At 37.5% G+C, this 25,592-nt stretch carries 25 protein-coding genes; 11 read left to right on the forward strand and 14 right to left on the reverse strand.

Features of this window, described 5'->3' with window-relative positions; translation table 11 throughout:
• Positions 1 to 12: 12 nt before the first annotated feature.
• The 4 genes from WG906_RS12705 to ccsA form a co-directional block, all read right to left on the reverse strand.
• A complete protein-coding gene (locus tag WG906_RS12705) occupies positions 13 to 414 on the reverse strand; it encodes a cytochrome c maturation protein CcmE domain-containing protein (RefSeq protein WP_339993050.1) in 402 nt (133 codons plus the stop codon).
• Between the two features lie 142 nt (positions 415 to 556).
• Positions 557 to 1,987: a Glu/Leu/Phe/Val family dehydrogenase gene (locus tag WG906_RS12710; RefSeq protein ID WP_339993051.1), complete on the reverse strand. Its 1,431-nt coding sequence runs from the start codon at positions 1,985 to 1,987 to the stop codon at positions 557 to 559.
• Positions 1,988 to 2,096: 109 nt separating this feature from the next.
• The gene (locus WG906_RS12715; RefSeq protein WP_339993052.1) at positions 2,097 to 2,306 is read right to left on the reverse strand and encodes a CcmD family protein; all 210 of its coding nucleotides are present in this window, start codon (positions 2,304 to 2,306) and stop codon (positions 2,097 to 2,099) included.
• The gene (gene ccsA, locus WG906_RS12720) at positions 2,306 to 2,968 is read right to left on the reverse strand and encodes a cytochrome c biogenesis protein CcsA (RefSeq protein ID WP_339993053.1); all 663 of its coding nucleotides are present in this window, start codon (positions 2,966 to 2,968) and stop codon (positions 2,306 to 2,308) included. The genes WG906_RS12715 and ccsA overlap by 1 nt, the downstream gene beginning before the upstream one ends.
• 120 nt (positions 2,969 to 3,088) lie before the next feature.
• Here ccsA and WG906_RS12725 point away from each other — a divergent pair, with 120 nt between their 5' ends.
• Positions 3,089 to 3,838: a class I SAM-dependent methyltransferase gene (locus WG906_RS12725; RefSeq protein WP_339993054.1), complete on the forward strand. Its 750-nt coding sequence runs from the start codon at positions 3,089 to 3,091 to the stop codon at positions 3,836 to 3,838.
• A gap of 83 nt (positions 3,839 to 3,921) precedes the next feature.
• Here the strand turns inward: WG906_RS12725 and WG906_RS12730 are convergent, their stop codons facing one another.
• Positions 3,922 to 4,581 (reverse strand): heme exporter protein CcmB, encoded by a 660-nt coding sequence (locus WG906_RS12730; RefSeq protein ID WP_339993055.1) that lies wholly within the window; start codon positions 4,579 to 4,581, stop codon positions 3,922 to 3,924.
• 82 nt (positions 4,582 to 4,663) lie between these two features.
• Between WG906_RS12730 and WG906_RS12735 the strand changes: the two genes are divergently transcribed.
• Entirely contained in the window at positions 4,664 to 5,143 is a 480-nt protein-coding gene (locus tag WG906_RS12735) for a methylated-DNA--[protein]-cysteine S-methyltransferase (RefSeq protein ID WP_339993056.1), read from the forward strand.
• Here WG906_RS12735 and WG906_RS12740 read toward each other — a convergent pair.
• From WG906_RS12740 to WG906_RS12750, 3 genes are all read right to left on the reverse strand, one after another.
• Positions 5,140 to 5,541 carry a hypothetical protein gene (locus tag WG906_RS12740; RefSeq protein ID WP_339993058.1) on the reverse strand — a complete coding sequence of 134 codons (402 nt, stop codon included), beginning with the start codon at positions 5,539 to 5,541 and terminating at the stop codon, positions 5,140 to 5,142. The two genes, WG906_RS12735 and WG906_RS12740, sit on opposite strands and share 4 nt — an antisense overlap.
• A gap of 55 nt (positions 5,542 to 5,596) precedes the next feature.
• The gene (gldC, locus tag WG906_RS12745; RefSeq protein ID WP_339993059.1) at positions 5,597 to 5,932 is read right to left on the reverse strand and encodes a gliding motility protein GldC; all 336 of its coding nucleotides are present in this window, start codon (positions 5,930 to 5,932) and stop codon (positions 5,597 to 5,599) included.
• Between the two features lie 425 nt (positions 5,933 to 6,357).
• Positions 6,358 to 7,740 carry a DEAD/DEAH box helicase gene (locus WG906_RS12750; RefSeq protein WP_339993060.1) on the reverse strand — a complete coding sequence of 461 codons (1,383 nt, stop codon included), beginning with the start codon at positions 7,738 to 7,740 and terminating at the stop codon, positions 6,358 to 6,360.
• 154 nt (positions 7,741 to 7,894) lie between these two features.
• Here WG906_RS12750 and WG906_RS12755 point away from each other — a divergent pair, with 154 nt between their 5' ends.
• Positions 7,895 to 9,226: a dihydroorotase gene (locus WG906_RS12755; RefSeq protein WP_339993061.1), complete on the forward strand. Its 1,332-nt coding sequence runs from the start codon at positions 7,895 to 7,897 to the stop codon at positions 9,224 to 9,226.
• 232 nt (positions 9,227 to 9,458) lie between these two features.
• Here the strand turns inward: WG906_RS12755 and holA are convergent, their stop codons facing one another.
• Positions 9,459 to 10,487, reverse strand: a complete 1,029-nt coding sequence (holA, locus tag WG906_RS12760; RefSeq protein ID WP_339993063.1) for a DNA polymerase III subunit delta — start codon at positions 10,485 to 10,487, stop codon at positions 9,459 to 9,461.
• Between the two features lie 85 nt (positions 10,488 to 10,572).
• Here holA and WG906_RS12765 point away from each other — a divergent pair, with 85 nt between their 5' ends.
• From WG906_RS12765 to WG906_RS12775, 3 genes are all read left to right on the forward strand, one after another.
• Positions 10,573 to 11,028 carry a type I restriction enzyme HsdR N-terminal domain-containing protein gene (locus tag WG906_RS12765; protein ID WP_339993359.1) on the forward strand — a complete coding sequence of 152 codons (456 nt, stop codon included), beginning with the start codon at positions 10,573 to 10,575 and terminating at the stop codon, positions 11,026 to 11,028.
• Between the two features lie 51 nt (positions 11,029 to 11,079).
• Positions 11,080 to 11,520, forward strand: a complete 441-nt coding sequence (locus WG906_RS12770) for a hypothetical protein (RefSeq protein WP_339993064.1) — start codon at positions 11,080 to 11,082, stop codon at positions 11,518 to 11,520.
• Positions 11,521 to 12,131: 611 nt separating this feature from the next.
• On the forward strand, positions 12,132 to 12,764 hold the full coding sequence (locus tag WG906_RS12775; RefSeq protein WP_339993065.1) for a DUF6266 family protein: 633 nt from the start codon (positions 12,132 to 12,134) through the stop codon (positions 12,762 to 12,764).
• A 192-nt stretch (positions 12,765 to 12,956) separates the two neighbouring features.
• On the opposite strand, the gene WG906_RS12780 is transcribed toward WG906_RS12775, so the two are convergent.
• Positions 12,957 to 13,586: a hypothetical protein gene (locus WG906_RS12780; RefSeq protein WP_339993067.1), complete on the reverse strand. Its 630-nt coding sequence runs from the start codon at positions 13,584 to 13,586 to the stop codon at positions 12,957 to 12,959.
• 59 nt (positions 13,587 to 13,645) lie between these two features.
• Positions 13,646 to 16,279 (reverse strand): valine--tRNA ligase, encoded by a 2,634-nt coding sequence (locus tag WG906_RS12785; RefSeq protein ID WP_339993068.1) that lies wholly within the window; start codon positions 16,277 to 16,279, stop codon positions 13,646 to 13,648.
• A gap of 368 nt (positions 16,280 to 16,647) precedes the next feature.
• Here WG906_RS12785 and WG906_RS12790 point away from each other — a divergent pair, with 368 nt between their 5' ends.
• Genes WG906_RS12790 through WG906_RS12800 form a run of 3 tightly spaced genes read left to right on the forward strand, consistent with a single transcriptional unit; the run spans position 16,648 to position 20,451 of the window.
• Positions 16,648 to 18,570 (forward strand): ABC-F family ATP-binding cassette domain-containing protein, encoded by a 1,923-nt coding sequence (locus WG906_RS12790; protein WP_339993069.1) that lies wholly within the window; start codon positions 16,648 to 16,650, stop codon positions 18,568 to 18,570.
• 19 nt (positions 18,571 to 18,589) lie between these two features.
• Positions 18,590 to 19,885 carry a type IX secretion system plug protein gene (locus WG906_RS12795; RefSeq protein WP_339993070.1) on the forward strand — a complete coding sequence of 432 codons (1,296 nt, stop codon included), beginning with the start codon at positions 18,590 to 18,592 and terminating at the stop codon, positions 19,883 to 19,885.
• Positions 19,886 to 19,923: 38 nt separating this feature from the next.
• Positions 19,924 to 20,451, forward strand: a complete 528-nt coding sequence (locus tag WG906_RS12800; RefSeq protein ID WP_339993072.1) for an acyl-CoA thioesterase — start codon at positions 19,924 to 19,926, stop codon at positions 20,449 to 20,451.
• A gap of 67 nt (positions 20,452 to 20,518) precedes the next feature.
• Here WG906_RS12800 and WG906_RS12805 read toward each other — a convergent pair whose 3' ends face one another.
• Positions 20,519 to 20,926: an EVE domain-containing protein gene (locus WG906_RS12805; RefSeq protein WP_339993074.1), complete on the reverse strand. Its 408-nt coding sequence runs from the start codon at positions 20,924 to 20,926 to the stop codon at positions 20,519 to 20,521.
• Positions 20,927 to 21,128: 202 nt separating this feature from the next.
• On the opposite strand from WG906_RS12805, the gene WG906_RS12810 reads away from it, so the two are divergent.
• Together WG906_RS12810 and WG906_RS12815 are read left to right on the forward strand one after the other, a co-directional pair.
• Complete coding sequence (locus WG906_RS12810) at positions 21,129 to 21,554, forward strand: hypothetical protein (protein WP_339993075.1); 426 nt, start codon at positions 21,129 to 21,131, stop codon at positions 21,552 to 21,554.
• 546 nt (positions 21,555 to 22,100) lie between these two features.
• Complete coding sequence (locus WG906_RS12815; protein WP_339993076.1) at positions 22,101 to 23,837, forward strand: phospho-sugar mutase; 1,737 nt, start codon at positions 22,101 to 22,103, stop codon at positions 23,835 to 23,837.
• Positions 23,838 to 23,931: 94 nt separating this feature from the next.
• On the opposite strand, the gene WG906_RS12820 is transcribed toward WG906_RS12815, so the two are convergent.
• Together WG906_RS12820 and WG906_RS12825 are read right to left on the reverse strand one after the other, a co-directional pair.
• Positions 23,932 to 24,879 (reverse strand): D-2-hydroxyacid dehydrogenase, encoded by a 948-nt coding sequence (locus tag WG906_RS12820; protein WP_339993077.1) that lies wholly within the window; start codon positions 24,877 to 24,879, stop codon positions 23,932 to 23,934.
• 200 nt (positions 24,880 to 25,079) lie between these two features.
• Positions 25,080 to 25,505 (reverse strand): nuclear transport factor 2 family protein, encoded by a 426-nt coding sequence (locus WG906_RS12825; protein WP_339993078.1) that lies wholly within the window; start codon positions 25,503 to 25,505, stop codon positions 25,080 to 25,082.
• Between the last annotated feature and the right edge of the window lie 87 nt (positions 25,506 to 25,592).

Genomic DNA, 25,592 nt, shown 5'->3' on the forward strand with positions numbered 1-25,592 from the left:
ATTTGATTGAATTTAAGAAGCAGAATTTACTTCCTGAACCTCGATTTGATCTTTGTTGTATTTAGACGGACACTTCATTAGTATTTTAGAAGCCTGAAACTCTCCGTTCACCATTTTTCCGGTTAAGACTATTTGCTCGGATCGTTCAAAATCCTGAGGTTTTGTTCCGTTAAAAACCACTTTGCATTCTTTACCATTATTGTCTTTCATATAGAAAGCAAAATAATTGGCATCCCTTTGAGGATTATAAACCAGTTCTTTTTCTTTATCCAGTTTTCCAACCACATGCAACTCTGAGCTTGTTTCCTGTGCATCTGAGAAAGTTCCGTATGTACTTGAATCTGCGTATGTGCTGATAATTGTACCTATAGCAATAGCAATAATAATAATTCCAATGATCGAGCTCCTTTTCATGAATATCTAAAACCTTTAAATTCCTAACGAAATTGGGTTTACAAAATTACAAAACGATAACCATTAGTGATACAATTATGAACCGCTATGTTTATTAAGAATTATTCTAGATAAGGAATATATAAATGGTTTTTACGAGCTATTATGGCCAGATACCCAGGTTCATATACGAAATAGCGATTTTATCAATCGAAGAAATAAAAGCAGCAGTTCTCAAATCGTTGATTTCGGGGTTTTTTACCTTGATGTTACGAATTTCGTGATACGAACGAATCATGGTATCTTCAAGTCCTGAATTAACAAGTTCGAGTTCTGAAGGCCCTTTTACCACTAAACTTTTTTGTTCTGCATTCAAAGACACGCCAGTCATTTTCTCCATAAGGTTAATCAGATTCAAGCTATTATTTTCTTCGTATCGTTTATCCATGCGTCCGAAAGCAACATGCGAAAGATTTTTAAGCCATTCAAAGTATGAAACAGTAACCCCACCTGCATTGCAGTACATATCAGGGATAATTATACCGCCTTTTTTTAAAAATAATTCGGCAGCCTGGGGTGATGTTGGGCCGTTAGCGCCTTCGGCAATAATTTTTGCTTTTATATTCTGGATATTACTGATGGTAAGCTGATTTTCAAGAGCAGCAGGTACCAATATATCACAATCTTGTTCTAGTCCTTCTGAAGAGTTTTTAAATCCCGTAGCACCATTAAATCCTAATATAGAACCTGTTTCTTTACGATGAGCCACCACTGCTTCCAGATCTAGTCCTGATGAACTATATATAGCTCCTTCAAATTCACAAAGTCCAACTATAACAGCGCCAAATTCCAGTAAATATTTAGCCGAATGATAGCCAACATTTCCAAGCCCCTGAACAATAACACGTTTCCCTGATAATCCCGTATTTAATCCAAGTGCCTGCATATCTTCGGTTATACTCACACATTCGCGTATAGCAATGGCAACTCCGCGGCCGGTTGCTTCTTTACGACCGTGAATACCATGCAAGGCAATTGGTTTTCCTGTTACACAAGCCAGCGCATCAAGCTGCCCGGGATTCATAGTAAGATAAGTATCAGCTATCCAGCTCATCTCCCGTTCTCCTGACCCGTAGTCCGGAGCCGGAACATCGATAGCAGGCCCTATAAAGTTCTTTTTCACCAATTCAACCGTATACCTGCGAGTTATATTTTCAAGTTCTGCAAGTGAATAGTTTTTAGGGTTAATTTTGATCCCTCCCTTTGCACCACCAAAGGGAACATTTACAATAGCACATTTGTATGTCATTAAAGCAGCCAGGGCCATAACTTCATCCTGATTTACTATTTCACTGTATCTGATACCTCCTTTTGTAGGCGACATATGGTTTGAATGCTCTACCCTCCATCCGTCAACTACTTCCACAGCATTCCCTTTTCTAATCGGGAAACGAAAATGATAAACACTATTACATGCTTTAATCTGATTTAGCAATCCTTTTGAATGGTTGGTAAATTGTGCCGCGTTATCAAAATACGAACAAACATCATCAAAAAAGCCGGTGGGATTAGGGTTTACAATATCTTTTACCATACTTGAGGTTTATAACATGTCTTTTTTTATCGAAAAGTAAAATTATCCTCAAAACGAGAATAATATAAAACCAGAACGAAAATAAAGCAAAAAAGTTCGGATTCAGAGCTTAGATTGAGTCTTCCCTGTTTTCCAGCTTTTTTACCCGTCTGTCAATTGAGAATAAATAAGCGATAAGTCCGATAAAGATAACAGCGATAACGATGACAACAACATATATTTTGCCTGAGCTTCTTAATCCCGAAGCCATTTCTACCTCTTGTGCCCGAGCCTGGAAAAATGTTAAAAGTATCACAAGAATGCCTGGTATTGTTTTCATCAATTTGAGTTTTGTAAGTTTTCTAATTTACGGATACGATAACGTATTGTCATAATCCATGTTCCTATAAGCATCCATCCTAATACGGCAGGACGAAACACCAGTTTCATATTATCATCTAAATCATATCCGGCAAACCCCGGATTACCGCCATTACCCGGATGTAATGAATCCGTCATTCGCGGCAGGATAAATAACAACACTATCATTACCGGGAAGGCGAATATGTTATAAACGGCAGATATTTTGGCACGTTTTTGCTCTTCATCTATGGAGTTTCTAAGAACCAGGTAAGCCAGGTACATTAAGGTGGAAATTGCTGAACCATTTAATTTAGGGTCGTTTGGCCATGGTTCGCCCCATGTAATATTTGCCCAAAGCATGCCCGTAATTAATCCGAAAAAACAAAAAACAACTCCTGTATTTACACTTTCAACAGCAATCAGATCATGGTTTGTTTTCCCTGAACCTAAATATTTGATACTATATATAACCGAGATCAAATACATCAGAATCATCGAAAACCACATCGGAACATGGAAATAAACGTTTCGAATCGTTTCATGTAGTATGGGTAATGCAGGAACATCCATTAGTAGCCCTCCTACCAAAGAGTAGAGCACCAAAACTGAGGCTAATATTTTCCACCAGTTTTCTTTCATATTTTTTTTAATTAGTGCCCAAATGTAAAAAAGAGAGGTGGTGCATCAAAGTGAAATCTTATATCATTTAATCTAATCACAATATGTATTAACTTTGGTTAAATTAAAACTGGAGGAATTGTGAAAAAAAGCAAGGATAAATTTTCCGCTCAAGCAAAGCAGTATCAAAAATTTCGCCCGCACTATCCTGATCTGCTTTACAGTTTCTTGTATAGTAAAGTTCAGGATTTTGATTCGGCCTGGGATTGCGGAACAGGTAACGGGCAGGTTGCAAGCGAACTTGCTGAAAAATTCAAAAAGGTTTTTGCAAGCGACATTAGTGAAAATCAATTACAACATGCAAATCTCAAGGATAATATTACTTACTTTTTAGGTCGATCAGAAGAAACTGATTTTGTTGATAACAGTTTCGATCTCATCACTGTTGCTCAGGCAGTTCATTGGTTTGATTTACATAGTTTTTATAAAGAAGCTAAACGTGTAGCTAAACCTAATGCAGTTATTGCAATTTGGGGATACAACCTTCTGAACGTTTCCACAGAGATTGACAGGATTATTGGCAAGTTCTATAATGATACTTTACACGATTATTGGGATGCGGAGAGAAAGTTAGTTGAAGATGAGTACAAATCGATATCTTTTCCCTTTAAGGAGTTTGAAGTTCCAAGGTTTGAAATTGTTGTCAACTGGGACATTGAACAATTACTTGGATATTTAAATTCATGGTCTGCAGTACAAAATTATATAGAAGCAAATGGTTACAACCCGGTTGATGAATTGGAAAATGAACTGGAGCCTTTCTGGCATACAGATAGCATAAAAAATATTCGATTCAGAGTTTTTGCCAGGGTTGGGATGATTGAAAAATAGAGAATGCCAAACTTAGAATAGACGGATTCGGCATTTCACGCTTGTTTTCCGGCTGCTGGTGTAATTTTAATCTCCTGCAATTATTATTCTTTCCATAAATAAGGAAAAAGAATCAGTGATACTGTGATCACAATTAAATTAATAGCTGCTAATACTCCTATTTCATTTAAACTTACACTGCGGTCCAGGCCATCCATCGCATTCTTTGAAAATTGTATTAGAACCATTAACAAGGGTATTATTACAGGAAAACTTAGAATTGCCATCAAAGCACCACTGTTATTCGCTTTAGATGCTATTCCAGAAATCATAGTAAATACGGTGGCGAAACTAATACTACCTATAAGAACTGCGAGCATATAAAACAATGGGTCGCCGACAGGATTATTAAAAACAAGCATGTAAAATCCTAATGCTATTATCGATAATAACAGCATTAGCAGGATGTTATATATAATTTTAGAGAGTATCACGGCTTTAGCACCAGCTATACTGTAGTAATAAAGCTGGCGGCCCTTGTTTTCCTGTATAAAGCTTTTTGCAATCGCATTTACCGACGCGAACAGCATTATTATCCAGAATAATGCATTCCATGTTATCGGATTTATTTGCTTGAAAGATAGAAAACAGACAAATATTGTAGAAACTACATACAGCAAAATTCCGTTGAAGGCGTATTTTGAGCGCCATTCTAATATTATCTCTTTTTGAATTAGAAATTTTACCTGACCAAATAAACTCATCGGTTTCAAAGATAAAGATTTGTTATTGGTTGAATTGTTATTGAAATTTGTTTTTGTTCATTATGAAAGTGTATTTTAAGCAATGTTTTGTTCAAAACTCGATACTCCCATAGGAATGCTGTTTATTAAATCCAGTGATAAAGCTCTCTATTCCATTGGCTTTGATGAGGATGAAACAGAAGAAAATCCGGGCGAACTCACCGAATACGCTAAAGTTCAGTTGCAGGAATATTTTAGCGGAAAACGAAGTTATTTCGATTTTTCAACCGAGCAGGCTGGAACAGACTTTCAAAAACTGGTATGGAATGAGCTGCTTTGTATTACACCGGGAAACCCGATCAGCTATGCTTCTCTTTCAAAAAAAATGAATAATCCCTTAGCGATTAGGGCTATCGCATCTGCAAATGGCAAAAACAAATTAATGATCGCAGTGCCCTGTCACCGCGTTATTGGCAGTACCGGAGAATTAGTTGGCTATGCCTGTGGATTATGGAGAAAGAAATGGCTATTGGAGCATGAGGCCCGGATGATGAATACGGGCCAGGCTACATTATTTTTTTAGCGGGTTGCTTTTCTCCTTGAACCGATAATGGATGCAAGTGATCCTGTTATCAATAATATCCACCCTACCCAGCGATAGTGTACAATTCGTGAAGCTGCCGCAGCGAGTTTCTTTAGGGGGATAAAAGAAAAGTAATCATTTACTTTGAAATAAACCGCCGCCAGAGTAAAAAGAATTACAATTAACGAAGCCCAGGCAGAAAAACGCAAAAGACCCTTTTTATTTATTACTGATGCGATTAAGCCTAAAGCAGCTAATAACATCACAACGGATGCCAGGGTTACATCAATATCGTAATAGTTCCAGTTTCCGATAATCGGGATATGAAGCATCGGGCTTAACGCGCCTGCTATAATTAATATGGAGCCTAGTAAGCCAGGATAATTAACAGATTTCATTTTAAATAAGATGTGAGATGTGAGACATTAGATTTGAGAATGGCAATCATTTAAATTACTTATTTTCAGTAATTTCCATTTTTTCGGCGAAATGGGCACAATAATCACGCAGATCTTCTACAATGTTTTTTTCTCCCGTCGCCCTTAAAAAGCTATCACCCATAGTTTGAAGAGTCTCATAGAAAAAACGTTTCATTTCGTCAACAGGCATGTCTTTAGTCCAAAGGTCAATACGTAAAGCATTCTTGTAATTATGATCCCATAAGGCCAGCATCATTGATTTTACGGGTAATTTTTCTTTGTTCTCAGAATCGGTTGATTCCCAGGTAATGTTTTCCGGAACGTTATTATCGTCAAGTTCTATGGTAAGTTTTATTTCTGCTTTCTTCATTATTATACTATGATTACACTAATTGATGTGATTTCACTGATTATTATATTATGATTACACTGATTGATGTGATTTCACTGATTATGGTGATTACACTGATTTGGGTGATTGCACTGATTTTTTACTTTTTACTTTTTAATTTTTAATTTTTAATTCTCACTTTTCACTTTTTCACTTCAAACCCTGAATTATCAGCATCAGTATTGCAGCAAAGATGATAAATACTATCTCTATTATCCAAATGCGTTTTAAATCCTTTAAAAACCTGCGGAAAATGATGTCTGTGATGAAACTTAAAAGAGCAAGCAAAAACAATGAGACACTGCCTAAAACTCTCCAGCCTTCAGCATCACGATATATGAATAAATAAAGAATGCTGACAACTATTACAGATGTGAGAATATTTAAGGGTGTTAAACGAAGCTTCAATATTTCCTCCTGTTGTTTCCTTTAAAACCACCTTTCACGCTGCTGGAAACTTTGGCTGCCTTCCCTGCCTTACCGGTTCCTGCTTTGTTACTTGCCTCGAGCTTTGATTTTGCTATTTTTTGAGCTATGACCTTTGCATTCTTTTTTTCATGAAAAGCGCCTTTAAAATCAGGGTCTTCTTTACGTTTTTGATTATCGATTTCTTTAGCAATATCCTGGCGTTCCTGGTATGGTGTTTCTTCAATAAAAACTTCGGATGGAATATCTTTAACAGGAATTTGTTGCTTAATCAAAGTTTCAATTTTGGTTACGTAATATTTTTCAGCCTCGTTACAAAAGGTAATGGCATCTCCAATACTATTAGCCCGTCCGGTTCTGCCGATTCTATGTACATAATCCTCGATAATTATCGGAACATCAAAATTGATTACATGACTAACTTCCGTTACATCAATACCACGTGAAGCAACATCGGTAGCAACCAAAACTCTAACCCCGCCTTCTTTAAATGCATTAATGGAGTTAATCCGGGTGTTTTGACCCTTGTTAGCATGAATAACCCTGATTTCATCCAAGGTAAACCTGCGCTCTAAAAACTTGAAGATATTATCAGCGGTAGTTTTAGTTTTACAAAAGATTATCAACCTGTTAAACTCTTCTCCCTTAAGTAAATATTGAAGCAGATTGATTTTTGTTTTATTATTGGGAACATAATATAATACCTGATTAACCGATTGAGCAGGTGTAGCAGGCGCAGAAGCTTCAATAATGGTAGGAAACTTTAAAAAATCTCCAGCAATCTTATGAACCAAATCACTCATAGTAGCCGAGAAAAGAAGATTTTGCCGTTTTCGGGGAACTACTTCCAAAATGCGATGAATAGAACCAATAAAGCCCATATCAACCATTTTATCGGCTTCGTCCATTACCATGAATTGTATCGATCGGGTGTTTATATCTCCAGAAAGATATAAATCAAGAAAACGCCCGGGTGTAGCAACCAAAATGTCTAAGCCGTTAGCAAGCTTTTCCTTCTGACCTTTAGGCCCTAAACCGCCATAAATTACAACAGTTCTTAAATCTGTATATTTAGCAAACAGCTTAATGTTTTCCTCAATCTGCATGGCAAGCTCACGGGTTGGAGCCAGTATAAGTGCCCTTGCATCGTTCCCCTGTGCATATTTAAGCTTCATTAGTATTGGCAACACAAATGCTGCAGTTTTGCCCGTGCCGGTTTGAGCAATGCCCATTAAATCCTGACCGGATAAAGCCGGAGCTATAGCTTTTTGCTGAATTGGAGTAGGGATTGTAAAGCCCGCATCTGCAATTGCATTCAGAATCTGAGGGTTTAGTTTAAAATCTTCGAAAGATTGCGACATTCCGCAAAGATACCATGTATTTACGATTTTTATTTACGAATTACGATTATGTGCCAATCCATAATAAAAATCAAAAAAGTCAAATCGTAATTACCAAGTCTTATCTTTGCGCCAAATACAATCAGCGAATAATAAAAAGTAAATCGAAAATCCAATGTCTTCTATTCTGATAAAATCGGCAATAATAATTAATGAAGGAAAACAAGTTACAGGTGATGTCTTTATTAATAATGGTTTTATAGAGAAAATAGGATCGTCTTTAAATGTACGGGCAGACAAAGAGATTAACGCTGAAGGACAATACCTACTTCCCGGATGCATTGACGATCAGGTGCATTTCCGTGAGCCAGGCTTAACACATAAAGGAGATATTTATACTGAAAGCAGAGCCGCGGTTGCAGGGGGAATAACTTCCTATATGGAAATGCCAAACACTGTCCCCAATACTGTAACACAAGAATTGCTGGAGAACAAGTATAAAATCGCTTCGGAAAAATCATTGGCAAATTATTCCTTTTACATGGGCGCAACTAATGATAATTTGGAAGAAGTTCTTAAAACTGATTCAAAAAATGTATGCGGTATAAAAATTTTCATGGGATCCTCTACCGGTAATATGCTGGTTGATAATGAAAAGGCCCTTGAATCAATTTTTAGCTCTACTCCTATGTTAATTGCTACTCATTGCGAAGATGAAGAAACGATTAAGCGAAACCTGGAAATATTTAAACAGAAATACGGAGAAGAGATTACTCCGGAAATGCATCCGCTAATCAGAACAGCCGAAGCATGCTATAAATCTTCTTCATTTGCGGTTGCTCTTGCCAAAAAGCATAATTCACGCTTGCATATACTTCACATTTCCTCAGCTATAGAAACTGCCTTATTTGATAATACTATTCCATTAAAGGATAAAAAGATTACAGCCGAAGCCTGCGTGCATCATCTGTGGTTCTCGGAAAAAGATTATTCAGAAAAAGGGAACTGGATAAAGTGGAATCCTGCAATTAAAACTGCTGACGACCGTAAAGCAATATTTGATGCCGTTTTAGACGGAAGAATTGATGTGATTGCAACCGATCATGCGCCTCATACTAGAGAAGAAAAATCTAAACCGTATTTGCAGGCGCCATCAGGAGGCCCTTTAGTGCAACATTCCTTACTGGCTATGCTGGAGTTTTATAAAAAAGGCGGGATCTCGATAGAAAAGATTGTCGAGAAGATGGCACATAATCCTGCGATTTGCTTCAGAGTCGAAAACCGCGGATTTATACGCGAAGGATACTGGGCAGATGTGGTGCTGGTCGATTTGGGCACTACATCTCTGGTTTCAAGAGACAATATTATTTCTAAATGCGGGTGGAGCCCTTTTGAAGGGTATGAATTCAAGTCGTCCATTACCCATACTATAGTGTCTGGTAAAATAGTGTATGAAAATGGAAAACTGATAGAATCAGGAAGTGGCAAAAGATTACAATTCTCCTAGCGCTGAATTATTTAGAGGAAATTTTTTACAGGTAAATAGTTAAAAAACAGCTTCTTTTTTCCTGTCTTTTTTTGGTAAATCCGGATAAATTCCTTATCTTTAATACAGCAAAACTCACATAAAGAATCTGTTTTATGAGTTGAGAGTTAAGCTCTTTTTCTCATAGACAAAGTCCCGACGCTTACACTTCTTTCATACTGAAGCGACGGGGCTTTCTTTTTTATGAACGGTTCTAATGGATTATTTTAAATACCAACTCTTTCAATAATTCTCCGTCTGTTGTATTACCTGAAGAATCAACACCTTTAGATTTTAAATCATATTCCCGTAAGTAACTAAATATCGTAAACACCTTAAACGCATCATAATTTTTTGCCGCTAATTCATAATCCTTTATGAAATATGGATTAACGCCAAGTTCTCTCGCCAGGTTTTGCGGCGATCTGTCAGGAACGTAATGGTATTTCAATATTTTTGTGAACCATGTATTCAAGGCACCAAAAACTAACTGAATAGGATTCGCTTTAGGATTGGCAGTAAAATAATCAATGATCTGGTTTGCTTTAAATGGATCGCGTTTTGCCAGTGCATCCTGAAGTTCAAAAACGTTATATTCTTTGCTGATTCCTATATTATTCTGAACATCTTCAACTGTAATCTCCTGCCCCTTAGGAACATTCAACATGAGTTTTTCAAGTTCATTGGAAATTTTTGACAGATCATTTCCAAGATATTCTGCAATCATTGCAGAGGCTCTGGCATGTATGCGATAGGATTTGTCTTTAACAAAATCATCAACCCAGGCCGGAACTTTATTTTCATAAATAGTTGCAGATTCGAACACAACTCCGGTTTTCTCTATAGCCTTATACGTTTTTTTTCGTTTGTCGAATTTTGCGTGTTTAAAACAAAAAACAAGAATGGTGCCGGGGGCAGGATTTTCGAGGTAGCTCAATAATGGATCAGGAGCTTTTTTATCATCGCCTTCCTTTCCCCATTTCATTTCCTGAGCTTCTTTTATAAGTACTAACTGGTACTCACTCATCATCGGAAATCGCTTTGCGGCATTCAGTAATCCCATGACATCCGTATCCCGGCCATAGAGCACTGTTTGATTAAAGCCTTTCTCTGCATCCGTGAGCAGGTTGCTTTCTATATAATCACTAAATAAATCGATGTAATAAGATTCTTCACCGTGGAAAAGATAAACAGGTTTAAATTTCCGGCTTTTTAAATCAGCTTGTAATGCAGCAGCAGTCATATCAGAGCGCCAAATTAAGAAAAACGCGAATTAAAAGCCTAAGAAAGATAGACCTTAAAAAGATTTTTCTGAAATTCGCTTCGTGATATTCGAACCCGTTCAATTAAACTTTCCATCCTATCCGTTTAAAATAAAACAGGAAACAGATATTACTTACATATTTGATGAAATCAGGAAGAAGTTTCTGGTGCTTACTCCGGAGGAATGGGTCAGGCAACACGTTGTACAATATATAATACGGGAAAGAGGCTATCCCAAAACCTTAATAAAGCTTGAAGGCGGCTTAAAGCTCAACTCGCTCCAAAAAAGAACAGATATTGTTGTATTTAATTCTGAGGGCGAAAAAATACTATTAATTGAATGCAAAGCACCCTCCGTCAGAATAACCCAGAATGCTTTTGATCAGATAGCCCGGTACAATATTATTCATAAAGTGCCGCTTTTATTTGTAAGTAATGGATTGCAACACTATGTATGTAAAATCAGCATCAAGGGCCAGAATTATGAGTTTGTAGAAAGTTTACCTTTTTTCGAAAAATAAATGTAACCTTCTTATTAAAAGCTGCGTAACAATCTAAAAAAATAAAGAGTTATGCAAGTGCACCTAATCAAGCAGAATTCTATTTTAACGCCCTCAACTCAACGGAATCTTTCAAGTACCAGTATCTTAATTGGTATTGCTATCATTATTGCCACGATAACCGCAATAGTGTTAATTCCGGGATATTCAACTTTTTTTACTGGTGCGTTGCTGATTGGTGCAACAATCCGATACCTGGCTAAATCTATCAACAGGAAGCCTTTATTGATAGAGATTACTGATAATAAATTAATTTATTTATCTGAAGAACGAAATGAACTAATCACCATTAATTCGGAAGATATTTTAAGCATTAATCATAAATTTTGTGAACTACAGATTCATACCAGGAACGAACAAATTCATAACATTAATTTACTTAATACCGGAAGCGAGCAAACCCGCTGGGAAATTAAAGAACACATTAAAGGGTTGACTGCCGGTATTCGCTAAAACAAATTGTAAATGCAGTTTTTAAACTCTTATTAAAATTATATAATTTTCAGGTTTCGACGACTGGCTGTTTCAAAAGCAATTTTGAAGCAGCTTTTTTTTTAACAATTTCTGGTTAAATTACGTTTTAAGAAACAGCAAAGGTGGTTTTTAACGGTATTTTTTTATTCAATTTATCGGAAATCCAGTTAGATTTCACCAATTTCTTAACCCCTCTTCAAGTTTTGACAATTCCTGATGTCTCTTGTGAAGTTAATAAATTTAAAGCTTTAAGCGGACACCTGTAGGGCTTGAAAGAAATCCTGATGTACTCCATGCCTATCTAAAATATTTATCCGCTAAAGGTGACATACTTCTCTTTGTTTTCATCCCAATGTTAACCATTTGAAATTAGACCACAACTATATACTGGTATGAACGTCGTCTCCATTAAAACGGACTTTAAACGGACCTTGTTCGCACATTAGACGCACCTTGAATGCTAAAGTGCAAATAAGCTGCGGTACATATTCGTTTTAAGTCCGTTTGATTTACATCTTTTATAACTTCCTGGTAAGACTTTCGTATAACCTGGGTACTGTTTAATTATCAAAAAAATTAAATAAATTTATATGGCACGTTTAACGAATGGACCGCTCGGACAGCTCAGCGGAAAAGTGGGTGGCGTAGTGGTATGCAAGTGGAAAGATGTAGAGTATATACGCAGTTTGCCCAAAATTAAAAAAAACAGAAAGCCTTCACCGGCACAGCTTGCAGCCAGAGCAAGATTCAACTTCCTGAATACCTGGCTTAAAAGTTTTGCGCCTCTGGTTAGTTTAGGATTTAAAGATTATTCGGGCCGGATGACCGGTATGCAGGCAGCATTCTCTTGTAATTCGAAAGCAGTGAAGGGTGTATATCCTGATTTTGAACTCGACTTCCCCTCTATCATGATCAGCTATGGCGACCTCCCCGGAGCAAGCGGTGCAAAAGTTATTGCTGCGAATGATTGTATACTGGAATTCAGCTGGGATACAAAGTCGCAAGCAAAGGCAAATGACGATGACCAGGTGATGCTGCTGGCTTATATCCCTGAAAAAAAGAATGCTTTTTGGATCTGCAGCGGTGCAAACCGTTATAAAGGCAATGAAACACTAAAGGTGAACTTCCAGGGAACCACGGCAGAAACATATATGGCTTTTATATCTAACGACAGGAAAAAAATCTCAAACAGCCAGTACCTGGGCCAGGTTACAGTCCTATAAAAAGACTGTAAGATATTGATGCAGTACAACAATGAGTTAGACAAATTCCTGAATTAATTCCCGGAGGGATTTTAATTGAAAACAGAGGCTGTCACAAAAGTCTGAACCGTCAACCCGAGATTCAGAGATGCTGAAATCTAATTAGCCAGACATAGACTTTTGAGACTGCCTCCTGCGGGTTATCACATATAATTATTTCGGGCTAAGGCGAATGATGCTTAACACCACATCATATCTCTGTAGAATTCTATCAAAAGATTTTATCTCCTCCTGAGCCTGAAATTCTCTCATTTCATTTACATCAATAGGCTTTTGGTCGGTCCATTCTAAAACACCTCCCAAACATGGATTAGATTTTGGAATTTCTCCATTATTATAGCCTTTAATAACACCAGGTTCACTCATCGCACTGAAATTCTTAAAGGTGATTGCCATGCCTCCATTCTTTTTTACCAGATCTTTTAATGACATACCAACTCCTATACTATCTATTGTCATATAAGGAGCCATCCCGTCAATTACATCTATATATTTTATAGTTTTGAAGGGAGCCTGACTTTCCTGCCAATAAATGTTAAGGTGTTTAGGACTATTCTCCCAAACGGAAGTGAATTTTCCGGCTACGTTATTTTCGTGTTCTGATAGAACGGAATCTCCCAGTTTTTTTTGAAGATCAGCGTACGTGTCTTTTAGTTTCACATCACCAACACCTTCGCAACTAATTAATAACTTAGGGTCAAGAGTTTCTGCTTTCTTTTCAGCTTTTGGACTACATGCTGAAAGAGCAAAAAATACTAATAGGTATAGATAAGAATATTTCATGCGCTAAAAATATAAATGATAATTTAAATTATAAGATGATAAGGATCTTGTTACAAACACTAAAGTGATTTCAGACTACTTTCTAAGATTTCGATTTTAGCCTCAGCGTCCGCTTTTTTATTTTTCTCATTTACAATTATCTCTTCCTTAGCGTTTTGAACGAATTTTTCGTTAGAGAGTTTTGCATTAACGGACTTCAAAAAGCCTGTTAAATAAACCAGTTCTTTCGTGATCCTTTCCTTTTCTGCTTCTGCATCGATATTGCCGGCAAGGGTAACAAAAAATTCATCTCTTCCAACGATAAAGCCAGCGGCCCCATCCAGTTTATCACTTACAAGTGAAATTTGGGTAATATTTGCGAGTTTATTTATGATATTGAAATAGTTACTGTAAGCAACATCCGAATTGATCTTAATTGCCAAAGGCAGAGCTTCTTTGGGAGAGATCTGTTTGATATTACGAATGTTTCGCACTTCTGAAACTATCTGTTTTACTGCTTCTATATCTTTAAGTAATTGTGAATTCACAGTACCGGAAACCGGATATTTTGCTACAACACAACAGTCCATCTCGGTCCTCTTTCCGAATAATTCATCATGCCAAAGTTCTTCTGTTATAAATGGCATAAATGGATGTAATAAAGTGAGGATCCGCTCAAAGAAATTCACTGTAGCGTCAAATGTTTTCCGGTCAATTGGCTGCTGGTAAACTGGCTTAACCATTTCTAAGTACCAGGCGCAGAAATCATCCCATACCAGTTTGTAGGTAGCCATCAGGGCTTCGGATAAACGATATTGACCAAAATGACTTTCAATTTCGGACAAAGCGTCGTTAAACCGGGTTTCGTACCAGTCAACAGCTTTCTCGTTTACAAAATCCAGTTTTTCGTCTACTTCCCAGCCTTTAACGAGCCTGAAAGCATTCCATATTTTATTGGCAAAATTTCTTCCCTGCTCACAGTATGACTCGTCGAACATTAGATCATTTCCTGCAGGGGAGCAAAGCAACATTCCAACGCGAACACCATCAGCTCCGAATTTTTCGATCAGGTCTATCGGGTCAGGAGAATTACCTAAGGATTTAGACATTTTCCTGCCTAGTTTATCACGTACAATTCCTGTCAGGTAAACGTTTGTGAAGGGTTTCTCACCGCGAAACTCATGACCAGCCATTATCATCCTGGCAACCCAGAAGAAAAGAATTTCCGGCGCGGTAACTAAGTCGTTTGTAGGATAGTAATAATTAAGATCTGCATTACCTTTCGCTCCGGGATTTCCACATACTGACGGATCAAAAACAGAAATCGGCCATAACCATGAAGAAAACCATGTATCTACAACATCTTCATCCTGTGTTAAGTCCTGAGGGTTGATATTCGGGTTGTCAACTCTGGCCAGTTCAAACGCCTCTTCGCGGGTTTTTGCAACCACATATTGTCCGTTTGGAAGATACCAGGCAGGAATCTGTTGTCCCCACCACAATTGGCGACTAATACACCAATCCTTTACGTTCTCCATCCAATGGCGGTAAGTATTGATAAATTTATCAGGGATAAGTTTGACTTCACCATTTAACACGTAATCTAATGCAGGCTTCGACATTTCCTCCATTTTACAGAACCATTGCATTGATAACTTAGGTTCTATTGCAGCATCCGTTCTCTCAGAAAATCCAATTTGGGATTTATAGTCTTCAACTTTTTCAAGCTGATCACTTTCTTCAAGCAGTTTGGCTATTTTTTTTCTGGCGATAAAGCGATCCTCCCCTACTAATATTTCGGCTTTTGCGTTTAAAGTACCATCATCATTTAAAATATCTATTACCGGAAGGTTATGCTTTAAGCCGAGCTCATAATCATTTAAATCATGTGCCGGTGTAACTTTCAAACATCCTGTACCAAATTCCATCTCCACATATTCATCCTCGATAACTGGAATTTCACGGTTTATTAAAGGGATAGATACCTTTTTGCCCTTCAAATGCTTATAACGCTCATCATTGGGGTTGATACAGATTGCTGCATCGGCCATAATGGTTTCGGGCCGGGTGGTGGCAATCGTTAAATAAGAGTCAGTATTAACGACTTTATATTTGATATAATACAGCTTCTGATTTACTTCTTTACGGATTACTTCTTCGTCAGAAACAGCTGTTAATCCTTTAGGATCCCAGTTCACCATACGAATACCACGGTAAATCAAGCCTTTTTTGTGAAGGTGAATAAACGTATCTAATACTGCTTCAGAAAGAGCAGGATCCATGGTAAAGTTTGTGCGGTCCCAATCGCACGAAGCGCCTAATTTTTCAAGCTGTTTTAAAATAATTCCACCGTATTTTTCTTTCCATTCCCAGGCATATTTTAAAAATTCTTCGCGGCTCAGATCTTTCTTTTCGATACCTTTTTCTTTAAGTAAGGCCACCACTTTTGCTTCAGTTGCAATGGATGCATGATCAGTTCCGGGAACCCAGCACGCATTTTTACCGAGCATTCTTGCTCTGCGGATCATCACATCCTGGATAGTATTGTTTAACATATGCCCCATGTGTAATACACCGGTAACATTTGGCGGCGGAATTACAATAGTATATGGCTCACGCTCGTCTGGTACAGACCGAAAAAACTTCTTTTCTAACCAGTATTTGTACCATTTATCTTCAGTTTCTTTTGGATTATATTTTGTCGAGATACTCATATTTAATGATCGCTTTCTGCAAAGGGATGGCAAAAATAACTTTTTAAGTTTAGTTTTTATGGATAGATGCCCCCAAATGAAATTTTTGATTGAAGAATTAACAATATTATCACCGAATAACAGTTATTCTATTAATACAACAATCTAAACAATGAAAACTTTAATGAATCTCAAGTTCGCCGGATACTTTGTAAGAGCTTTCTGTGTTAACAGCATCATCAGGTGGTTTAATAAATAGTCTAATCTATTTTGCTTTTATTGCTTTCAAATGCAAAAGCCTGTTACACAGGAATGGTGCATTTTTTCATTAAGAGCAGTTGTTTTGTTTCCCTTCAAAAAATCATCTATAAAAATCGTAAATTCGCGCCGTGATAGCGATTAACAACCTTACTTTCGAGATTGGTGCAAGAGCATTGTACGACGAAGCAAACTGGCACATTAAACCAGGAGAAAAAATTGGCCTGATTGGCGCCAATGGTACCGGTAAAACAACTTTACTAAAAATAATTGTAGGAGCATATAACCCTACCAGTGGGACTATATCAATGGCTAAGGACCTGAAAATGGGTTACCTGAACCAGGATTTGCTATCATACCAAACAGACAAAAGTATTTTGCATGTGGCTATGGAAGCGTTCGAACGCCAGAATCAGCTTCATACAGAAATAGAAATACTTCTTAATAAACTCGAAACAGATTATTCTGAAGACGTTCTTCATAAGCTTAGTGATAAACAACATGAATTCGAAGCTCTTGACGGATATAATATTGAATTCAAGGCACACGAAATTTTAGCTGGTTTAGGTTTCAGTGAGGAAGATCAAAAGCGAAATTTAATGACCTTTTCGGGCGGGTGGCGCATGAGGGTTATGCTTGCAAAGATCCTTCTTCAAACTCCCGACATTCTTCTGTTGGATGAGCCAACCAATCACCTGGATTTGCCATCTATTAAATGGCTCGAAACCTATCTGCAATCTTACGAGGGAGCAATTGTGATTGTTTCGCACGACAGATATTTTCTGGATCGTGTAGTGAAAAAAATTGTTGAATCCCGCAAAGGAAAGCTTATTCCTTATGCAGGTAATTATAGCTTTTATCTGGAAGAGAAATCTTTACGTGAAGAGATTCAAAGTGGTCAGTATAAGAATCAGCAAGCTAAAATTAAGCAGGAAGAGCGCCTGATTGAACGCTTCCGTGCGAAAGCTAGTAAAGCTAAAATGGCACAGTCACGCATTAAAGCTCTCGAAAAAATGGAGCGTGTGGATGACGTGGATGATGATAATCCGAGTGTAAACTTCAGTTTTAAGTTTAGTAAGCAATCTGGCCGGCATGTTGTAAGAATGGAGCATGTAAGCAAAGCCTATCCCAATCTGCAAATTTTAAACGATGCGCATGCAGTGATCGAAAAGGGTGATAAAATTGCTTTGATCGGTGCGAATGGTAAAGGAAAATCAACTTTATTGCGAATAATTGCCGGTACTGATAAAGAATTCGATGGGATGGCCGAAACCGGACATAATGTTTCTACAACTTTCTTTGCGCAGCATCAGTTAGAATCTCTTCATTTGGAGAATGAGATTTTAAGAGAGCTGCAGGCTTTTGCGCCTAAACACACTGAAACAGAACTACGCTCGATACTGGGATGTTTTCTTTTTACAGGAGATGATGCCTTCAAAAAAATCAAGGTATTATCCGGAGGAGAAAAATCCCGGGTAGCATTAGCGAAGGCATTAACCGCCGATGCCAATTTTCTAATTCTGGATGAGCCGACCAATCACCTTGATATACAATCTGTAAATATTCTTATTCAGGCTTTACAGCAGTATGAGGGTACTTTAATAGCTGTATCTCACGACAGGTACTTCCTTGATAATGTGGCTAATAAAATCTGGTATATAGAAAATCAGCAGATTAAAGCCTATCCGGGTACTTATGCAGAGTACGAAGAGTGGCAATCGAAAAGGCCACCAGTTGTAGAAAGACCTTCAACACCTGTAGTTAAAAAGCAGGAAAAAGCTACTGAAAAGGCTCCTGTTATCGACGATAGAAGCAAAAACCTTAAAAAGTTAAATCAAAGCTTACAACAATTAGAAGAGAAAATCGCTGATTTAGAATTGGATGTAAGGAACATTGAAGCCGAATTGGGCAATGATGCTCTTTATAATGAGTCAGCTAAATTGAACGCCGTTAATGAGCGATATAAAAAAGCCAAAGACGATTTACATTCCTCACAAACCGAATGGGAGACTTTAGCTGAACAAATATTAGAACTTGAAAACGCCTCAATCTAATTTGTGTTAATAAAGGAGTATGAAAATTAATACTCCTTTATTATTGCTGATTCTGTTGCTTACTTCCTGTACGGTTCAGCAAGGAACATCGCAGTCCACAGGTTCAAATTCTTCGGCCAGATCAGAATCGATTGTTTACCAGGACAAGTCATATTTGCCTTCAATTAAAAGCGTTGAGTTTTATAACCGGGTAAAAGAACAGTCTTTACCCGTTATTACTTTGGGTTCAAATGACGAATTGCTTTTAGGATTCGATGATTTGAGGGCTGGCAGCAGAAACCTATCATACACAATTGAGCATTGTGACGCCAGCTGGAACAGTAGTCGCCTCTCTCCTATCGATTATCTTGAAAATTTTACCGAAGACCGGATTAATGATTACCGGTTTTCTTTTAATACTCTTCAAAAATTTACTCATTACGAATTAATATTACCGAATTTCAGTATCAAACCTAAAATTTCGGGAAATTATCTTCTTAAGGTTTATGAGGATGGTGATCAGCGAAAGCTTGTATTGACCAAGCGATTTTTTGTTGTAAACCCGCTTGTTACCATAACTGCAGAAATCGTCGCAAGTAACCAGGTTTCGCTTCGGGACAAAAATCAAAAGGTGAATTTCATTGTAAATCATCCACAACTCACTGTACAGAATCCATATGTAGATGTGAAGGCTCTGGTTATGCAAAATGGTCGTTTTGACAATGCCAAATGGGCCGAACGTCCGGCGTTTGTACGTCAGAATCAATTGGTTTATAATGATATCCGAACATTCGATTTTCCGGGTGGCAATGAGTTCAGAAGATTTGATATTCGTAGCCTGCGTTTTCAAACTGAGCGTGTTGCCAGAATCACACGCGACTCGGCCAATATTGTGCAGCTCCTTCCTGATCCGAACGTAAGCGGTGTCGGTTATACCTTTAATTATGATGAAAACGGCGCTTTTTTTATAAGAAGCCAGGAAGGAAGAAACAATCGAACTGATGCTGATTATGCGGCTATAAAGCTCGAACTCGTTTCTGAAGCTCCCTCTGAGAGCGGACAAGCATATATTGTTGGTAAGTTTAACGACTATCAGTTAAAGGAAGAGAACAGGCTTACTTACGATGCCACAAGAAGGAGATTTTATGGAAGTATGTTTGTGAAACAGGGTGTTTATGATTATCAATATATCTGGGCGGAAAATAATTCGGTTGACACGGCGCCTTTTGAAGGATCTTTTTATCAGACAAATAATATCTATCAAGTTTTCTTTTATTTTCACAAGCCGGGCGCAAGGTGGGATGAACTTTTAGGATTTTCTGAGATTAGAAATTAAGCTATTCCAATTTCATTGCTATCCCTTATATTTAAATCATGAGCGTACAATCTAAAAAAGCCAGCGAATCATTTACTATCATGAATGAACTGGTGCTACCTAACGATACAAATACACTCAATAACCTTATGGGTGGGCGTTTGCTGCACTGGATGGATATAGCGGCAGCCATTTCGGCACAGAAACATAGTAACCATATTGTGGTTACAGCATCTGTAGACAATGTTTCGTTTAAAAAAGCGGTAAAACTGGGAGATGTTATAACGATAAGCGCTAAGGTAACCAGGGCTTTTACTACTTCTATGGAGGTGCGTCTGGAAGTATGGACTGAAAATATCCCGACAGGCGAGAAAAATAAAAGTAATGAGGCTTATTATACTTTTGTGGCCCTGGACAATGCGGGAAGAGTAGCTAAAGTACCTGAGCTGGTACCAGAAACCGAAGAAGAGCAAAACCTTTTTTCGCATGCATTAAGGCGCAGGCAGCTACGTTTAATTTTAGCCGGAAAAATGAAACCCAATGATGCGACGGAGCTTAAAGCGTTTTTCTCTGATATTGAAGATTAAAAACCTGTAAGATTAGGCTGAGCGATGAATTAACCCTCACTGAAAAAGAATTTTTTGTACCCTTTGCTTACTGATTGGCCAACTCTAAAATCCGGTCAAATTCCTCTGCTTTTAGTCCCATGACAGATAAGCGACCCTGTTTTACCAAACCAATATTTTGAAGGCGCTCATCTGCTTTCACTTCTTCAAGTGTAACCGGTCTTTTTAGAGTTTCAACAGGTGCTAAATCTACAACAACCCAATTTTTATCTTCTGTGGTAGGATCCTGATAAAACTCTTTAACTACTTTTGCCACTCCAACCACAGCCTTTCCCTCATTACTGTGGTAAAATAGAACCAGATCACCCGCTTTCATTTCTTTCAGGTTGTTACGAGCCTGATAATTTCGCACGCCATCCCAAAATGTACGTCCATCTGCATTAAATTTATCCCAGCTATATTTAAACGGTTCTGATTTTACTAACCAGTGGTTCATATGATTTCAACTATTAAGTGCTTTAAACAGTGTTTTTTCGCCTTGTTTCCTTATGTGGTGACAAGATGTGGCGACAAATTTAAACTTAATACCGACAAAGTAAAAAATGTCCGGGCATTAGCCACTAGTCGTGATAAACACATCTAGTTGTAAGTTTGGGATAAGTAATTACCTTTAGACGATAAAACCTAACATTTCACCAATGGAAAACCTTTCACCCCAGGAAGCTCCTGAATCTATCAGGTTTGATAGCATATGCATTCATCATCTACGATCGACCCGTCGTTGGACTAAATTTCTATCCTTATTGGGATTTTGCTTTATTAGTTTGGTAATAATTGTTATGGGCCTAGCCTCTATACAATTTTTCAAAATGGTTAGTATTCTTGCAATGCTACCATTGGCAGTAATAGGATTGATTTATTTTTTTCCAATTTACTATCTGTGGCAATTTTCAAAATACTCCAAACTTGCTATAGAGGCTAATGATACTGCGTATTTAGGAACAGCTATCAAGTTTTTAAATCGCCATTATGCCTTTATGGGAATACTTGTTATCCTAATGATTGTTTTTTATGTGATATCGGGAATTAGTATGTTTACGCAAGGAAGGATTAATCCTTTTTAAGCTTGCTAACATTTGCAATGATTCAAAAAGAAAAATTCTGATGATTTACGATCGGGGAATTCGGTGGGTCTTATTGAAATAATCCCCACCAGGATAAAAGAATTGATAAAAAAAGAACTACAGCAGAGATAAAAGAATACGCCGTAAAATTAAATCGGGATCTGTAAAATCCTCTAACCGCCAGAAACAATAAGAAAGGCTGCATTAACAAACAGGGAATCATCAAGATCTCATGCAGAATTCCAAACCATACTAAATTTAACTTAGAATAAAAGACAAGGTAGGAACACAGTAAAAACAGCGAAGTAATAATTGATAAGATCAGGATTTTTTTATCGAACTGATTAGAAGAACTTTTATTTAGAACGCCAACCATATATTTTTTTTATTTAACTTGTTCTATAGCCTTTAATCCTATCGGTGACTGTGTAAAAATGAAAAAACTATAAATACACCAAACAAGTTTATGAGTTAACCAATATAGCTATTTTATAATCTTTGTATACTTGTAAGCAAAATACATTCTGAAAAATAAAATCATTTAATATGCAAGAGTTAGAGCCATCTGTACTACAAAAAATCAATACCTGGCTTCAGGGAAGTTATGATTCTGATACGAAAACCAGTGTTCAGAAACTATTAAACGATAAATCTTATACCGAGTTAACGGATTCATTCTATAAAGATCTGGAATTTGGAACAGGTGGACTTAGAGGTTTAATGGGAAATGGCTCGAACAGAATAAATAAATTCACTATCGGAACTGCTACGCAGGGACTTTGTAATTATCTTCTGAAAAAATATCCGGGAGAAAAGATAAAAGTAGCGGTAGCGCATGATAGCAGAAACAATTCTGATTATTTCGCAAATATTACCGCGGAGGTGTTTTCTGCGAATGGAATCCATGTTTATTTCTTTAAAGAATTAAGACCTACTCCGCTGCTGTCTTTTGCCATCAGAGAGTTAGGATGCAGAAGCGGAGTAATGCTGACAGCCTCTCATAACCCCAAAGAATATAACGGGTATAAAGCATACGGTGCCGATGGCGGCCAGTTTGTTTCTCCGGACGATAAAATGGTTATGGATGAAGTTGCCCAGATAAGCAGCATAGATAAGGTGAAGTTTAACCGGGTGGAAGAAAATATTGAACTTCTGGGCGAGGAAATTGATAAACTTTACCTGGATAAAATTACTGAGCTTTCGGTATCTCCCGAAGCTATTAAACGTCAAACCGGTCTTAAGATAGTTTTTTCTCCGATTCATGGAACCGGAATCACACTGGTTCCGCAAGCTTTGGAACGCTTTGGTTTCAGTAATGTAATTTTGGTTGAAGAGCAGATAAAACCAGATGGAAATTTCCCAACGGTGGTTTATCCTAACCCGGAAGAAAAGGAAGCCTTGACTCTTGCCCTGGCTAAAGGGAAAGAAACCGATGCAGATTTAATTCTGGCTACCGACCCTGATGCCGACAGAGTCGGAATTGCGGTTAAGAATGACGAAGGCGAGTTTATCCTTTTAAATGGAAACCAGACCGGAAGTTTATTGATAAACTATTTGTTAACTGCCTGGGAAGAAAGCGGTAAGCTTACCGGAAATGAATATATTGTTAAGACAATTGTTACTTCCTACATCATTGATGAGATTGCAAAATCTAAGAAAGTAGAATGCTACAATACCTTAACAGGATTTAAATATATCGGTGAATTGATGACCAGCCTGTCTGGTAAAAAAACCTTTATAGGTGGTGGGGAAGAGAGTTACGGATATCTGATCGGTGAATTGGTTCGCGATAAAGATGCCGTAATTTCGGCTGCTTTCATTGCAGAAATGACGGCATATTACAAAGATAAAGGAAGCAGCTTATTTGAGGCTATGCTGTCAATGTATGAACAATATGGGCTTTACAAAGAAAAGCTTGTATCTGTCACCAAAACCGGAAAAAGCGGGGCTGAAGAAATTAAAGCGATGATGGAACGCTTCAGAAACAATCCCCCTGTAAGTCTTGGCGGATCGAAAGTAATATTATTGAAAGATTATGAGTTGCAGAAAGAAACTGATTTGAGTTCAGGTTCAATTAAAGTCCTGGATTTCCCTAAATCGGATGTTTTGCAATTTATTACCGAGGATGGCTGTATTATTTCCGCACGTCCATCTGGCACGGAACCTAAGATCAAATTTTATTGCAGTGTTAATGCGCCTTTGGATAATAAATCAAACTATAAAAAAGTCGATAAAGAATTAGATGAAAAGGTTAATTCTATAATGAAAGACCTGGAGGTTTAATTTTTTAAATAATCATCATATTGGTGATGAGCTCTCATTCAGGTTAAGTTTGACAACTTTCAAAAAGTTGTCAAACTTTTTACTTTAGATCTGGTCAATTGACTTTGTTGACAGGCTTTCCATTTATAAAGGCCTGCAAATTTTCAAAAGTTATCTGCATAATTCTTTCCCTCGCCTCTTTGCTCATCCATGCATTGTGAGGAGTAATTATACAATTTTTCGCGTTTAACAAGGGGTTATCGCCCGAAGGCGGTTCTGTTGATAAAACATCCAGGGCTGCACCGGCAATCTGACCGGAGTTTAAAGCATCCGCCAAATCCTGCTCATTGATTAGCTGCCCCCTTGCTGTGTTAATCAGAAAGGCACCCGCTTTCATTTTCCCTATCAGATCTTTATTTACGAATTGTTTGTTATCTGGTTTTAATGGCAGATGGAGAGAAATAAAATCGCTTTCACTAAACAGGGAATCCAGGTCTTTAAATTCACCTAAGGATGTTTCCTTTTTGCTGGGAGTATTATAAAATACACGCATTCCAAAAGCTTTTGCTATTTCAGCCGTTTTACGACCAATATTACCAAATCCAACAAGTCCTATGCTCTTGCCTTTTAATTCCGTCAGAGGGCTTAAGGAGTAGCTAAAATCGGGCGAAGTGACCCATTGACCTTTATGAACGGAAGCCGAATGTAAACCTACCTGATTTACCAGTTCCAGAATAAATGCAAAAGAATGCTGGGCAACAGAATCTGTACCGTAATCAGGTACATTACAAACACATATTCCCCTGTTACTTGCTGCGTCGGTATCAATAATATTGTAACCTGTAGCAGTAACAGCTATCAGTTTTAAGTTGGGGAGCTGGTTGAGCGTTTCTTTGTCGAAGGGCACCTTATTCGTTAAAACTATATCAGCGTTAATACACCTTTCAATTAATTCAGTTTTAGAAGTACGTTCAAAAATTTCTATTTCTGCAAAACTGCCAATTAGATCCCAGGACATATCGCCCGGATTTAATGTATATGCGTCTACTACAACTATTTTCATCAGAATTTATTTTTCTTTAAGTCCGCCGGCTTCGTGCGGAGGGGCTTGCATGAGCTTGCCCGAAAACAGGCGGGCTCTCTCTTTAGATTTTGCGAGTAGTATGCTCTGGCAGATTCACAGATTAAATCAGAATTAGAAAGAGCCACGATAAATCATGGCCCTCCAGTACATTTAAAATAAAAATTTCAAGACTGTTCTGACTATAATTTAAATGCTTGCCGTGCCAGGAGTCTCCAATCTCCTTTTTGTTTTTGAAATACTAATAGTACACCTAGATTAACATTACCAGGATTGCCATTATCATTGGTTTTGGCGGATAGTTTGTGCCTTACTAAGGCTGTTTTGCCTGAAACTTTAATAGATTGCTCTGTGAGATCAAGAGTGACAAAATCCGATTTTCCACTGGCAATACTTTCCACAAAAGAGGCTTTATCTTCAATTTTTCCACTGGAATGACCATAACTCAGCTCATTCGAAGCGATATCTTCAAGTGCGGTTCTATTGCCATCAAGCATAGCTTGTTTCAAAGTTTCAACAGAAGCTGCTACTTGTTTTTCAGATTTAGATTGCGCTTTTACACTTATTGCAATGAAACCGCAAAATAATAATAGATAAACTCTTTTCATTTCCAGGATATTTAATGATTTTAATTTCTGCTAAAATATTGATTTAAAATTAAGTTGTTAATCTAAAATTTCAGGTCAGAATTAAAA

It is taken from the genome of Pedobacter superstes (assembly GCF_037622515.1).
In the GTDB taxonomy this organism is placed as follows: domain Bacteria; phylum Bacteroidota; class Bacteroidia; order Sphingobacteriales; family Sphingobacteriaceae; genus Paradesertivirga; species Paradesertivirga superstes.

Coding starts and splice junctions, on each gene's coding strand:
- holA (WP_339993063.1), bottom strand. CDS start 10,487: ATGACTGCTGCTGCATTACAAGCTGATTTAAAAAGCCGGAAATTTAAA.
- WG906_RS12770 (WP_339993064.1), top strand. CDS start 11,080: ATGCAAGTGCACCTAATCAAGCAGAATTCTATTTTAACGCCCTCAACT.
- WG906_RS12780 (WP_339993067.1), bottom strand. CDS start 13,586: ATGAAATATTCTTATCTATACCTATTAGTATTTTTTGCTCTTTCAGCA.
- WG906_RS12775 (WP_339993065.1), top strand. CDS start 12,132: ATGGCACGTTTAACGAATGGACCGCTCGGACAGCTCAGCGGAAAAGTG.
- gldC (WP_339993059.1), bottom strand. CDS start 5,932: ATGAAGAAAGCAGAAATAAAACTTACCATAGAACTTGACGATAATAAC.
- WG906_RS12825 (WP_339993078.1), bottom strand. CDS start 25,505: ATGAAAAGAGTTTATCTATTATTATTTTGCGGTTTCATTGCAATAAGT.
- WG906_RS12820 (WP_339993077.1), bottom strand. CDS start 24,879: ATGAAAATAGTTGTAGTAGACGCATATACATTAAATCCGGGCGATATG.
- WG906_RS12750 (WP_339993060.1), bottom strand. CDS start 7,740: ATGTCGCAATCTTTCGAAGATTTTAAACTAAACCCTCAGATTCTGAAT.
- WG906_RS12735 (WP_339993056.1), top strand. CDS start 4,664: ATGTTTTGTTCAAAACTCGATACTCCCATAGGAATGCTGTTTATTAAA.
- WG906_RS12705 (WP_339993050.1), bottom strand. CDS start 414: ATGAAAAGGAGCTCGATCATTGGAATTATTATTATTGCTATTGCTATA.
- WG906_RS12810 (WP_339993075.1), top strand. CDS start 21,129: ATGGAAAACCTTTCACCCCAGGAAGCTCCTGAATCTATCAGGTTTGAT.
- WG906_RS12740 (WP_339993058.1), bottom strand. CDS start 5,541: ATGAAATCTGTTAATTATCCTGGCTTACTAGGCTCCATATTAATTATA.
- WG906_RS12795 (WP_339993070.1), top strand. CDS start 18,590: ATGAAAATTAATACTCCTTTATTATTGCTGATTCTGTTGCTTACTTCC.
- WG906_RS12800 (WP_339993072.1), top strand. CDS start 19,924: ATGAGCGTACAATCTAAAAAAGCCAGCGAATCATTTACTATCATGAAT.
- WG906_RS12730 (WP_339993055.1), bottom strand. CDS start 4,581: ATGAGTTTATTTGGTCAGGTAAAATTTCTAATTCAAAAAGAGATAATA.
- WG906_RS12710 (WP_339993051.1), bottom strand. CDS start 1,987: ATGGTAAAAGATATTGTAAACCCTAATCCCACCGGCTTTTTTGATGAT.
- WG906_RS12815 (WP_339993076.1), top strand. CDS start 22,101: ATGCAAGAGTTAGAGCCATCTGTACTACAAAAAATCAATACCTGGCTT.
- ccsA (WP_339993053.1), bottom strand. CDS start 2,968: ATGAAAGAAAACTGGTGGAAAATATTAGCCTCAGTTTTGGTGCTCTAC.
- WG906_RS12715 (WP_339993052.1), bottom strand. CDS start 2,306: ATGAAAACAATACCAGGCATTCTTGTGATACTTTTAACATTTTTCCAG.
- WG906_RS12785 (WP_339993068.1), bottom strand. CDS start 16,279: ATGAGTATCTCGACAAAATATAATCCAAAAGAAACTGAAGATAAATGG.
- WG906_RS12805 (WP_339993074.1), bottom strand. CDS start 20,926: ATGAACCACTGGTTAGTAAAATCAGAACCGTTTAAATATAGCTGGGAT.
- WG906_RS12755 (WP_339993061.1), top strand. CDS start 7,895: ATGTCTTCTATTCTGATAAAATCGGCAATAATAATTAATGAAGGAAAA.